The organism is Prochlorococcus marinus str. MIT 9401 (genome assembly GCF_000760095.1).
Classification (GTDB): Bacteria; Cyanobacteriota; Cyanobacteriia; order PCC-6307; family Cyanobiaceae; genus Prochlorococcus_A; species Prochlorococcus_A marinus_I.
In genome coordinates this window covers 82038-95115 of the sequence record NZ_JNAR01000017.1, presented here as the reverse complement: position 1 = coordinate 95115, position 13078 = coordinate 82038, and the positions used below count along the sequence as shown (strand labels likewise).

Sequence of the window (13078 nt, the reverse complement as noted above, 5' to 3'; positions counted from 1 at the left end):
CCTGGTTGCTGAAAACCCTTTGCGGACGTGGCGGAATTGGTAGACGCGCACGTCTAAGGAGCGTGTGGCTTCGGCCTTGCGAGTTCAAGTCTCGCCGTCCGCATTTAATGTATTCTGCTTTAACTGCAATGAAAAAACAAACAGTTGCAGTAGTTATAATTTCCAATGGACCTGGTGAATTAACTACATGGGTAAATCCTGTAGTGGATGAGCTCAACAAAATAAAAAAATCACTATATGATTACGATAAACAAGATTTCATTCTTAGATTAGTCCTTGTCCCTTGCCCAAATTCCACTGGTAAAGAATTTTTAGTTGCAAATTCATGGAATAAATTCGAATTAATTACAAAATCCAAAAGTTTTTGGAAATTATTAATAAAACCACATTCTTTTGCTAATTGGCCAAAAAAAGGGGTAGTTATTTTCCTTGGTGGGGATCAATTATGGAGCATTTTATTAGCTAAAAGATTAGGTTATTTAAATATCACTTATGCTGAATGGGTTTCGCGATGGCCTCAATGGACTAACGAAATTGCTGCTATGAATGTGAAAGTAAAAGAGTTTATACCTAAAAGATATAAATATAAATGTAAAGTAATTGGCGATTTGATGGCAGATATCAAACTTAATAGCGAAATATCATTTAAAAATAAAGAAAAACATTACATAGCATTGTTACCTGGTTCGAAGAAAGCAAAGCTTTCTATTGGAATTCCTTTCTTCTTAGAAGTTGCAGATCATATCGCTGAAGAAAATCAAAATATAAATTTTATAATTCCCATTGCCCCAACTACTGATAAAAGTGAATATTTATTTTTTCAAAGCAACAAAAATCCAATTGCGAAATATTACTCATCAAAAATCAAAACAATTAAAAACTTCAAAGACTCTCGTTTTGATTATGTAATTGAAACATCAAAAAATACAAAGATTTATCTAATCAAGAAACATCCTTGCTATGAAATACTAAAAGAATGTGACCTTGCAATTACAACTGTAGGAGCAAATACTGCAGAATTAGCAGCAATTTCTCTTCCAATGTTAGTTGTTCTACCAACTCAACATTTAAATATGATGAATGCCTGGGATGGTATTTTTGGAGTAGTTGGAAAAATTTCATTCATAAATAGATTCCTAACTTTTATAATTAAAAATTTTTATTTTAAAAAAAAGAAGTTTTTTGCTTGGCCTAATATTAAAGCTAAAAGAATGATTGTCCCTGAAAGGATAGGTAATATTTCGCCAAGAAAAATTGCAAAAGAAGTATTATTTCTTATTAAAAATAGAGATCAATTAAAAAGTATTAGGGATAAGCTACACAAAGAAAGAGGCGATAAAGGTGCTGCCAAAAAACTTGCTTCTATAATTGTTAATTCAATAAAAAGACTTTAAGAATTACCAGGGATCATCAATTTCAAACTTTTCTGATTTTTTATTATCAAGAAATGAATTTTGATCATCTATTGGTTCAATATCTAGAGTTTCAGTTGCATTTTGAATTGGTCTTTTTGAAGCTAAATTAGTAGTTGATTGTTTCTTTTGCTTAAACTCAATATTGTTTTTTTCATCTATTTGATTATCACTTTTTTGATTCTCAATCTGATCAAAATAATCATTATCCATGTATAGCTTTTTTCTGTTATTTGTTTCCTCTGCAGAAGCCTTTATTTCAACATATTCAAGTTCATCTTCATAATCATCTTCATAATCATCTTGTTCAACAACTTCTTCATATTCCTCAACCAAATTGTTTTGCTGTTCTGATTCAGAACCTGAAAGTAACTGATTCTCAACAGGTACAAGATTTGCTGAGTATCCATTTGCTTCCCTTTCATCCCATGTAGAACCACCGACTCCAAGTTTCTCAAGTAGTCCACTACTTAGTTGCTTCAATTTCTCTTCCGCACCTTCATAAACAATAATCCTATCAGTGCCACTACTTACAATTTCCTCAACAGGTATTTCCCAAGTACTTAAAACTCCCTCTCCTAAAAGCGGAACACCAACAGCACCCATAACAAGAGATATCAAATTCCCAGTCTCAATATCAAAAGAAAAGCCAAGAACTCTTCCTAAAAGTTGTCCAGACTCTGTAATCACTTGACAATTAATTACCTTCCCATATCTTTCTGGAGAAAAACTCTCACTCAAAGAATCTAGTGAGTCAACTAATATGACATCTCCAACTTGCTTTATACTTTCTAAAGGCATCCATTTTGGCAAACCTGGTAAAAATCTTGTAAGTGGATTATCTCTGAGTCCTAAAGCGACCACTTCTCTTCTATCGATATCAACAACAACTTCGCCAACTACGCCTAGCCGCCTACCAGTATCAGTAGTTATAACTTGTGTTCCCATTAATTCTGATCTTAACCATAAACGTTCACTTGGAACTGAATTAGGGAGATTCTTATTAGCAGATGTGTTAGACAAGCTCATAAATTTCTTTTTATCATTCTGACGTATAAATTTAAAAAAGTGTGTTTATGCAGCATTTGGTAACCCAAGAACTTGAGTGTTAGCACCTCTTGCTTGCGCAACCCCAATTGTTCGTTCAGACGCACTAATCATAGGCCTTCTATGACTTACGACTATAAATTGAGCATTTGATGACTGATCTGATATTAGTTTTGACAACCTTTCAACATTAATACCATCTAAAAAACTATCAACCTCATCTAAAGCATAAAAAGGAGAAGGTTTATACTTTTGCAAAGCAAATAAAAAACTTAAAGCAGTTAAAGATTTTTCACCACCTGACATAGAGGCTAATCTTCTAACATTTTTTCCCTTAGGATGAGCCACTAAAGTTAACCCTCCTTCTAAAGGAAAATTAGGATTTTCAAGTTGAAGAAATCCATCACCATCAGACAAATTTGCAAAAATTTCTCTAAAATGTCTATCAACTTCTTTAAATGCTTGCATAAAAGCCTCCTGACGCATCGTAGATACAGTCTCTATTCTCAGCAATAATTCAGATCTTTCATTAGATAGAATTTCTAATTTTTCCCGCAAACCATTTAATCTCTCAATTAGTTCTTCTAGTTCATCAAGAGCCAACATATTAACAGGTTCTAAACTTTGTAATTTTGTATTTATGATCGAAATTTCTGATTGCAAAGATTCAAGACTCTTCCCTTCATATTCTCCAAACTTCGGAGAAGGATTCGGTAGATCTTTTTTATAATTTTCTAATTTTATTTTCTCGCTCCTCATCTCTTCTTTAAGAGAATGCATATCCCTTTCAAGATATTCAAGCTTCAACAGATAGTTATTATATTCTTGCCTTTTATTTGAAATTGAAGAGTTTAATTCATCTCTTTTCCTTCTCAATAAACCTAAATTCTTTTCAAGGGAATTTTTTTGATTATTGAGATCTAAAAGCTCTTTTTTAAATTCATCTCTTTTTTCTATCCATTCACTATGAGCAATTGCGAGTTGTTTAATAGATTTCTGCAAGTTTTTTTCTTGCAGCAAAGTAATTTTCAATGAATTATCGATGCGCTCTTTATTTAAAGCAAATTGATTCTTTTTATCTATTAATGTATCTCTCTCCTGAATAAGTAATTCAAGTTTTTTATCAAGATTATTAAAATCGTTATTAAAAGCTATTAATGAGGATTTTTGATTTTTTTCATAATTTGCCTTTTGAATGGTTTGTAATTGATTAGACTTATCATAATAAGGCTTTAATTCATTTTTTAAATCATTCAACTCCTTAACTAATAAATTATTAGCATTATCAAGTTTATTTAATCTCGATTTACAATCATCAATTCTTTGCGAGACAACCTTAAGAGAATCTTGATTGACCTCAATTTCTTTATTAAATGAAGCACAATTCTCAATTATTTGATTGCGGTTAGAATTTAATTTACTAAGTATGTTGTTTTTTATTATCAAATCATTATTTGACTCTTTTAAAGCTTCTTCGATAACTAATAATCTTTCTTTTACAGGACTGGAATCATCAATATCATTGTTAATTCCAAACCTATAAGCCAAATCTTTATTTAGCTTACTGCCTCCTGTAATAGCACCACTTGCTTCTAATAATTCACCACTTAGGGTAACTAACCTATTTTTTTGTGTAGATAACCTAGCAGAGGATAAGTCTGAAAAAACCAAAGTATCTCCAAAAACATACCGAAAAACATCTGAATAGACTTCATCAAAAATAATTAGATTAATAGCTTTATCAATAAATCCATTCTCCCTGTTATTTTCAAATCTTGAAATTGCATAATTCTTTTTTTGAATTTTAATTCGATTTAAAGGTAAAAAAGTTAATCTTCCCGCTTTCTTTTTTTTAAGAATTTCAATTGCTTTAGCAGCAATATGATCATTATCAACAACAATTTGTCCTAATCTATTTCCAGCAGCAATTTCTAATGCATATCTATTTTTCTCACTGACCTCTCCAAGTTGAGCTACATAACCATGTATACCCTCTAACCCTGCTTCTAAGAGAATTCTGAGAGCATATGAACCTCTAGATTCGTTTAAAGCTTCCTTTCTGCTTTCGAATCTAGATAAATCCTTTTCAAGCCTTAATTGCTCGATATTTAGCCTTGATTTAGTTTTAATTAATAAATCAATTTCATTTTTTAAAGAATTAATTTCTTCGCGATTACTTGCCAAGTTTTTATTATTTATATCGGATGTCTCTTTTTTTCTTTGATTTCCCTCAAACAGTTTCTGCTTTTCTAAGTTTAAGGAGTCGATCTGAGACAATATCTCATCTTTTTGAATATTATTTTGAATAGTCTCTTCTTCAATTTTCCTTTTTTTGATTTCCAAAGGATTAATTTGATTTTTTATACTTTCGAGCTCAGCATTTAATTTAATACTTTGTTTTGAGAATTCTCCAGATTCACCAGCCGCATCAGAAAGTTTTTTTCTGGATAGTTTGTGTTTTAAAGTGAGATCATCAATTTGCAAATTCAATTGATTTAAAAAATTATCATCGAAATTTTCTTGCCTCATCTTTTCTGACTCGATATTCCTCTTAGAAACTGCAATTTCATCTCTCTGCTTTTGTAATTTAATACCCTCTTCTTTATTAAGACTTGATATCCTATCAAGTTCTCTCAAGCTCGAATTAATACTTCCAATATCAGAATTCACTTTTATCAATTTATCTTCTCCTTTATCCTTAAGCTCATCAACAAGTATTTTCAAGGCATCTTCTAAGACTGATATTTCTTTACTAATAGATTCTTTTTGTTTATTAAATAAAATTTTATTTTTTTCAATTTCACTTTCCTTTTTTTCTATAGATTCAACATGCTTAACTTGTTTATCAAAAATAAGAACTTTCTCTAATTCTGTTATTTGTAATAGTTTTGCCTTTAACTCTTTATATCGCTTTGCTTTTTCACATTCTTTTTCAAGCTTATTTTTACTAGATTGCAATTCATTTTCTAAAATTTCACATCTTTCTTGTCTTTCGAATACATCATTTAATTTTGCATTAGTTTGTTCTATTCTTGTATCAAAAAGTGCTACTCCTGCTAATTCATCAATAAGATTCCTCCTCTCCTTATTATTCATTGATACTATTCTTGTTACATCACCCTGCATGACTACATTGCTGCCCTCAGGATCAACACTAATATCTCTTAATATTCTCTGTATTTGTTGTAAGGTACATTGTTTTCCATCAGAAGTATAAGTAGAAGCATAAGAACCACCTGGCATAAGCCTTAATTTTCTAGAAACTAGCCATTCTTTTTGACCTTTATTAAGGGCAATTTCTTCTTCTTCTAATTCCAAAGGCGGAAGGTCCTCTCTGGGAGACCAATCTTGAATATTAAATCTCACCGATACAAATGTTTCTGAAGCTTTACCCTCTTTAACTTTGGAGTTATTTATTAAATCTGGTAATCTTTCAGCCCTCATCCCTCTACTATTAGCCAGACCTAAACAGAACAAAATTCCGTCTAAAATATTACTTTTCCCAGAACCGTTAGGACCCGTAACCACTGTAAAACCTTCTTCAAGAGGAATTTTTACATTTCCCCCAAAAGATTTAAAATTTTCAAATTCGACCTGATTGATATGTACCAATCTCAAGTCTCAATAGCTAAATAAGAATAACTAATTTGCAAAAATTCTCAATAGAAATATTACGTTTATTTATAAATGAGTATTAATAATTTTTGCTCAATCTGCAAAAATTACCCGAAATTTCAAACAAACCATAAAGAAGTTCACCATCCAAAATGAATCGATAATATTCCGATTCCAATTTATCATGAACACTTTTAAATATTCCATGATCAATTCTTTTTACAAACCCTCTATTATCAGAAAGTTCATGATCTAATCTGGATAACCATATAAGTCTATGATTTGGCTGCCTAATAATTTCTATAGAGGCTTGATTTAATAAAGGAAGTTTTAATAATTTCCAAGTTAAACAATCTATGCCATTTTCAACAAGAAAATCATAATGAATATCGAAAGAGTTAGCAGAATAAACTTTATGTTCCAACAAAACCCATTTATTCATAATCTAATTGATAAATAAATCGAATTTATTTTCAAAACGAATTTGAGCTAAAGATATATTTTATTAAAGATGGTCCCTTTTATTTAATTACTTGCATCAGGAACAAATCTTAAAGCAATGAAGAGCAAACTTCCAGCTCCAGCAATAGCTGCAGCTACTAATCCAAAATCTGTAGGGATTGTGCGAGATGCAAAAATTAATGATGCAAATGTAATATCCATGATGAAATTTAAACTTATTTAATAAATTCAGTAATAGCTTAACAAAACCTTCTTGCAGAATAGAGTAGATAAATAAAATGTAAATAAACTTTTATATGTTTTTATTCTATATAAATCGAACAATTCTTTAGATAAGGGTTCCAAATTAAGAAAATAGGGTCTAATCTTAAAATAAATAAGTTCGAATAATGGAGACTTACCATCCTCCCAAAGAAATAGAAGACAAAGAAAATAACTCTGATCTTCCTGAAAAAGAAGTTATTTCAGAAAAATGGTTACTTGAAAAAATTGACAGTTTAATACCTTTAATAAAAGAAAAATGGCCTAACATTGCACAACAAACCCTTGAAGCGACAAAAGGGAGTATTGATGATTTAGTTGAAGTAATAGCTAGCCATAGTGGAACCCCAGTAATTGGAATAAAAAGCCAACTATTTGAAATCATTGATTCAATAAAAGAAAACAAATGGGAAATATCAGAAAAAATTGAACCTATCGAAAGTCAATTAGAAGAATTATTAGAAGAACTTAACAATACACTTAGACCAAAAATAGAAAATCCAATAAGAAAAAAACCACTATTATCTATTGCTATTGCAGCTGGTATTGGTTTACTTATTGGAAGTATCCTTAACAGTGGAAGAAAATAATATGGAAAAACCAAAAAATAAAAGCTTTTCAAATACCGCCTCCAGAATTTCAGCGATCGCAAGTTCAGTGATGGATTTGCATGTAAGAATAGCTCTTCAAGAAGTAGATAGAGAAAAAAGAAGATTAATAAGTGGTGGAATATTTTTGGCAATTGGCAGCACATTATTATTATTAGTACTAATCTGCTTACATATTATTTTTTATCTTTTTCTATCGAAATATTATAGCTGGAATATTGAATATAATTTATTACTCATAATATTTATCGATTTATTTCTTGCAGGCTTAAGTTTGAAGCTTGGAGGAAAATTAGCCAAAGGACCTTATCTTCCACAAACTTTAGAGGGTTTAGGCAAAACAACAAAAGCCGTTTTAGGCAAAAAATAAGTTACCTTATTAAATACTTTATCCATCTACAATCTATTCCCCCATTGCTAACGGGAATTTTCAATGAAGATTTCATTTTCAAATATTTTGTTAGTTTTGGATTTCCACTTAGCAGCCAAAATTCCCAACCTGAAAAATTATTCTTTAGGAAGACTCCCATTTGTTCATACAAACAAATCAATTCATTTTCATCTCCCAATTTTTTGCCGTATGGAGGATTACACAAAATGATCCCAGGTATACATTTTAAATTGAGTTCTAAAAAATCATTATTTATAAGTTCAATATAATTTTCGAGTCCAGCCAATGATATATTTACTTCTGCCTGTTCAAAAACCTTTTTATTAATTTCACACCCTATTATTTTTGGTAATTTTTCATAATTTATAATTTTACTTTTTGCCTTATTTTTTTCATTAAGATAAATATCCCTCTTAAAGTCCAACCAATTCTCAAAAAGATATTCTTGTTCAATATTTATGGGAACTTCAAGAAATTGGTTAACTGCCTCAATTAAAAAAGTTCCTGAGCCACACATAAAATCAATTAAAGGGACTTTGCCATTCCATTGAGTCATATTTATCAATCCAGAAGCTAAATTTTCTTTTAATGGGGCATTTCCAACTGCTGGTCTATAGCCTCTTTTATGTAAGCTTTCCACACTGCTTTGAAGACTAATAATTGCTTTATTATTATTTAAATGAAGATGAATGATAAAATCAGGATTTTCTAAAGAAATATTTGATCTTTTATTCCAAACATCCTTTTGCAAATCAGTTATAGAATTTTTAACTTCAAGAGCAGTAAAATGTGAATGACTTAAGGAAGATGTTCTGCCAGTGACTTGAACATTAAACGTTTTTTCATAGTGCAACCAATTTAACCAATCAAATGAATCCCTAACCCCTTCATATAAAGATTGCTTGTCATAGCAATTAAAACTGGAAATTTCTCTATAAAAACGAAAAGCTAATCTGGAATAAAAATGAACTCTATAAAAAGTTTCAAAATCACATTCAAAATTAATGAATCTTTTATAAGTATTAATATTAAAGCCACCTAAATTTGAAATTTCTTTAGCTAAATATTTCTCTAGTCCCTCTGGAGTTGATGCCACTACATTCATATACGATAAAAACTTAAAAAAACTATTCAATACTCATTTTGCCTGTCAGAATATAAATGTCCAATTGGACTAGGTGATCTCAACCGATGTTTCGGACAGCGGTTCGATTCCGCTCAACTCCACTATTTGGGGTTGTAATGGTTTCGACGGGGCATAAGGAAGGTGACTGAAGCCGGCTCGGTTAGAGCAAAAACACAAATGCTAACAAAATCGTTAGTTTCTCCCGTCAAACAGCACCAGTTGCTGCTTGATCCTTAAGGAGATGGGGTCATATCAGCCTTATCAACCAAATGATGCTCGGAGTCTGGAAGGACTCCACTTTTTTAAATAAATAAAAAGTTGTAGTAGATAATTTATTGATGTGTAAACATTGCTGCAGTTGCTTGTATTAAAAAAAAATTTTTTAATTTTATGAGTATAAATACTGAGAAGATTGATTGTGAATTAATTTATCTTATTAGAAACCCAAAACCTGCAAAATGGAACCAAATAAAAACCTAGATGAATTGATAATAAATCTGAAACCTAAAGTTATTAGATTCACTGGCAAAAAATTTCCCACTGAACTATGGAATAATAGTTTTCAAATGAAAAAAAATAAAAAGATATCTAGCTAAAAATTTTATTAAATACTTGAAAAAGGATTTTTAGGCATTTTTTTTAAACATTTTTTTGAAAATTCCTGAAGTTCATTAAATTCACTTTTATTTAAATTCCACTTGAATACATTGGATACATCTATAACTTGAGATTTTGTTCGCATTCCAACGAGTGGAATAGCGCCTTGATAACAACACCAATTAATTGCTACTTGCGCTTGGGAAACTGATCTTTTATTTGCAATTCTTTTTAAACATCTCCGCAATTCATATGTTGGTTTTTTATAGTTTTCAAATAATACATTACGAATAAAACTTTTTTCTTTATTTTCTTTTTTATCTGGATCAATACAGAGTATTCCAAAGGACAAAGGACTATAAGCAAAGAAATCAATATTATTTTCTTCGCAAATTTTTTTTACTTGATATTGTTTTCCTAAATCGGGAGCAAGCAAAGAAAACTGTATCTGGACACTCCTTAGGCTCTGATTTCTTTTTGCCAAGAAATTAATTAATTTCATTAATCTTTTAGGACCTATATTTGATAAGCCTATTTGAAAATCAAAGCCTTCATCTTTTAAATCGCAAAGATTATTCAACAGCCCAAATTCCTGCCAAGGATTGTATTTTGCAGTTGACCAATGTAATTGCACTATATCTAATTTGTTATTAAGTCTTTCTAAACTTTTCAAAAAAGGTTTATTAAAACCTCTGTTACCTATTCTCCATGGATAAGGTGCAAGTTTGGTTGCTACTTGAATTCTTTTTTTCTTTGCTGAAGGCGTATTTAGTAAAAATTTGCCTATCAACAATTCACTTCTACCCTGAAGATTCCCAGTTCCGTAAGAATCCGCAGTATCAATTAAATCGAAACCTCTTCGTAACGCTTCATTATATGTCTCAAGTAAATCATCGTCATTTGTAGATTGGTAATTCCAAAAAAGCTTATTCCCCCAAGACCACGTACCTAATCCAATTCTTTTCTTCATTAGCCAATTTAAATAAAGAACTTTATAAGGTTATCTAAAAACATTAACTTCTTTAAAATATTTCAAAAAATAAGTTTTAAAGCATTAAAAATCAATTTCTCTTGACATTAAGAAATTATTCTTCAAAGTAAGAGAAATAAAAATAAAAAATTGTTTATTACCGTTTGCGGACAAAAAGGAGGGGTGGCAAAGACCTGCACAAGTATTCACCTAGCTAGTGTTTGGCATTCTGAAAGAAAAAAAGTTTGCATAGTCGACGCTGACAAGAATAGATCTGCATTAGCATATGCATCACGAGGCAATCTTCCATTTCCAGTTTTCCCCGTCAGTTCAGCTGCAAAAGCATCAAGATCATCAGAAATTGTAATAACCGATGGTCAGGCTAGCAGTGATCAAGAAGAACTCAAACACTTAGCGTATGGTTCAGACTTAGTTATCTTACCCACAACTGCAAAAGCAAGATCAGTGGAATTAACTGTTGAACTAGCTAATTTATTAAGTAACTTAAAAGTTAACCATGCAGTAGTAATAGTAAAAGTTGATTTTAGACAACAAAAAGCAGCGCAACAAGCAAAAGCAGCTCTAGAAAATTTTGGTTTATATGTTTTTGATACATTTATACCCTTACTTTCAGCATTTGACAAAGCAGAAGCCTCGGGAAATGCTGTATTTGAAGCTGTAGACGATTTAGGTAGATCAGATCCTCGTCGAATGACGGGCTGGTCTGCTTATTGTTCAATTGCCTCACAAATTCCATGCCTGATTTCGAAGCCCTCATCCGACACCAACAACTTAAACAACCAACAACCAATCAGCGCTTAAAAGTAGTTGATTCTCCTGATTTTGAAGAAGAAAAAAACGAAGAAACAACAATTAAAAAATCTGGATTATTAGTTAATTTTTTTGGAGGTTTTATAGGCTCCGTAATTGGAACTTTAACAATACTATTTCTTTTTATAAATGACTACCTTCCAATAGAGCTAATCAAACTTAATTAGTAAATTCTTTATTTATTTCCGCATGCCTCTAAAAACATTGCTTTAACAAAGCTTAGACTCTCAAAATTAGTGGTATCTTGGTGATATTAGTATATTTTAATCTTTGATACTCCATTGATAAATTGAACGGTGGTATCTTGGTGGCACATAAATGTATAGATCAATATTATTATTATAGAAATTAACCTAATACAATCCCCTTTAATTAATAGTATTTTTTGTGACTGCGTAATAATACCTATTTGTTGTATGATAAGTCTTATTTAATTATTCAATGGTATGAAAAAAATCACAAAAAAACTTTTTAGTTCTCTTTTCACTTCTACCATACTTTTATCACCTTTAGCATCCTTTTCCGGGGAGATTTCTACTAACACAACAGATTTGGGATTCTTCGTTGCGGAAGATCCAACAGTTGCGAGAGATGGTAGCAATAATACACTTGGATTATATAAATTATCTTCAGATGGATCTGTTACAAGATTACAATCAGATGTTTTTCCAGATAATACTACTGTCTCTTTTTCTGCAAGCCAATTTACCGTTGATGAGCGCGAAGGGAAAATTTATTTTTTAGAAAACCAAAGAAGTGGTGGTTTGCCAAGAAGATATAGAAAATATGATATCGAGAATAATGAATTTGAAGGGTACATAACCATAACAGGATTACCTGAAGGTGGAGAACCACATTTAATGGGTGTCATCCAGAAACTAAATGACACTATCGAGAAAAAATGTGAATCATCTGATAGTGATTGTGATGATACTTCAGATACAAAATTTGTATCTTTAGGAGGAGATGGCGATGATGAATTACTAAGAATAGATAATGATGGAATTAGTCAAGGAGGTTCAACTGGTAAGAGTCTTGTGAAATATGTAGGCGATGAACTTCATATTGGTGAGAACTCATGGATAACAAAAGAAGAGGGTGGTAGACAAAAAGTTTACGCAAAAGATGCTGCAGGAAATCCGATTCCTATTGATTACACAAACGGAACTAAATTATTAATTAACGGAAGAGATGTAGAACAATCTATAAATAATGTTGGAGCATTAAGTGCTGCTTTAACTGGACTACCAACAGTTCCAACTGATACTACTCTCGCCTGTGGTTTTGGAACAGGTACCCATGGAGGTGATTTTGCCTTTGCTGGTGGTTGTGCTTCTAAAGTTAATGAAAAACTTTCAATTAATTATGCAGCATCAACGACTATGCCAGGACAAGATTATGCTGGTGATTTTGAAGATACTTTTTCTGCTAGAGCAGGATTTGTTTGGAAATTGGGAAAACCAGTAAAACCTACACTAATTAGTATGAAAGAGAAAAAAGAATTCGAGACACAAATTAATACTCTTGAAGAAACAAATAAACAACTTTTAGCAAGATTAGAAAAATTAGAAAAAGTCGCACTTGGAAGTATTCAATCCAAAGATTTAGCATCGAATAAAATTAATTTCAAGTCACTGAATAAAGAACTCGAAAAAAATAATTTTTAATAATTGATATAAAAAAAGCTAATAGTAGTTTAGTGGTATCTTGTTTTATAGCACCCTTGTTATCGCATCTGCCACAATGGATTTAGGGCTA

11 protein-coding genes and 1 tRNA gene are annotated in these 13078 nt (G+C 31.0%); 6 read left to right on the top strand and 6 right to left on the bottom strand.

Annotated features, from left to right (window positions below):
* Positions 1-21: 21 nt before the first annotated feature.
* Both EV01_RS00430 and EV01_RS00435 read left to right on the top strand, forming a co-directional pair.
* Positions 22-103 (top strand) — tRNA-Leu (locus EV01_RS00430).
* Positions 104-107: 4 nt separating this feature from the next.
* Complete coding sequence (locus EV01_RS00435) at positions 108-1394, top strand: hypothetical protein (protein ID WP_032516850.1); 1287 nt, start codon at positions 108-110, stop codon at positions 1392-1394.
* A gap of 3 nt (positions 1395-1397) precedes the next feature.
* Here EV01_RS00435 and EV01_RS00440 read toward each other — a convergent pair whose 3' ends face one another.
* The 4 genes from EV01_RS00440 to EV01_RS09555 form a co-directional block, all read right to left on the bottom strand.
* Positions 1398-2441, bottom strand: coding sequence for a PRC-barrel domain-containing protein (locus EV01_RS00440; RefSeq protein WP_032516851.1), 1044 nt, complete (start codon positions 2439-2441; stop codon positions 1398-1400).
* A gap of 45 nt (positions 2442-2486) precedes the next feature.
* Positions 2487-6077: a chromosome segregation protein SMC gene (gene smc / locus EV01_RS00445; protein WP_032516852.1), complete on the bottom strand. Its 3591-nt coding sequence runs from the start codon at positions 6075-6077 to the stop codon at positions 2487-2489.
* A gap of 76 nt (positions 6078-6153) precedes the next feature.
* Positions 6154-6516, bottom strand: coding sequence for a hypothetical protein (locus tag EV01_RS00450; RefSeq protein ID WP_032516854.1), 363 nt, complete (start codon positions 6514-6516; stop codon positions 6154-6156).
* 83 nt (positions 6517-6599) lie between these two features.
* Positions 6600-6737, bottom strand: coding sequence for a hypothetical protein (locus EV01_RS09555; RefSeq protein WP_002806908.1), 138 nt, complete (start codon positions 6735-6737; stop codon positions 6600-6602).
* Between the two features lie 188 nt (positions 6738-6925).
* Here EV01_RS09555 and EV01_RS00455 point away from each other — a divergent pair, with 188 nt between their 5' ends.
* Together EV01_RS00455 and EV01_RS00460 are read left to right on the top strand one after the other, a co-directional pair.
* On the top strand, positions 6926-7387 hold the full coding sequence (locus EV01_RS00455; protein ID WP_032516855.1) for a DUF883 C-terminal domain-containing protein: 462 nt from the start codon (positions 6926-6928) through the stop codon (positions 7385-7387).
* A gap of 1 nt (position 7388) precedes the next feature.
* Positions 7389-7775 carry a phage holin family protein gene (locus EV01_RS00460; RefSeq protein ID WP_032516876.1) on the top strand — a complete coding sequence of 129 codons (387 nt, stop codon included), beginning with the start codon at positions 7389-7391 and terminating at the stop codon, positions 7773-7775.
* 1 nt (position 7776) lies between these two features.
* Here EV01_RS00460 and EV01_RS00465 read toward each other — a convergent pair whose 3' ends face one another.
* Both EV01_RS00465 and EV01_RS00470 read right to left on the bottom strand, forming a co-directional pair.
* The gene (locus EV01_RS00465; protein ID WP_032516856.1) at positions 7777-8901 is read right to left on the bottom strand and encodes a THUMP domain-containing class I SAM-dependent RNA methyltransferase; all 1125 of its coding nucleotides are present in this window, start codon (positions 8899-8901) and stop codon (positions 7777-7779) included.
* A 625-nt stretch (positions 8902-9526) separates the two neighbouring features.
* Positions 9527-10489: an aldo/keto reductase gene (locus EV01_RS00470; protein WP_032516857.1), complete on the bottom strand. Its 963-nt coding sequence runs from the start codon at positions 10487-10489 to the stop codon at positions 9527-9529.
* Positions 10490-10639: 150 nt separating this feature from the next.
* On the opposite strand from EV01_RS00470, the gene EV01_RS00475 reads away from it, so the two are divergent.
* A complete protein-coding gene (locus EV01_RS00475) occupies positions 10640-11311 on the top strand; it encodes a ParA family protein (protein WP_032516858.1) in 672 nt (223 codons plus the stop codon).
* Between the two features lie 455 nt (positions 11312-11766).
* Complete coding sequence (locus EV01_RS00480; protein WP_032516859.1) at positions 11767-12987, top strand: YadA C-terminal domain-containing protein; 1221 nt, start codon at positions 11767-11769, stop codon at positions 12985-12987.
* Positions 12988-13078: the final 91 nt, after the last annotated feature.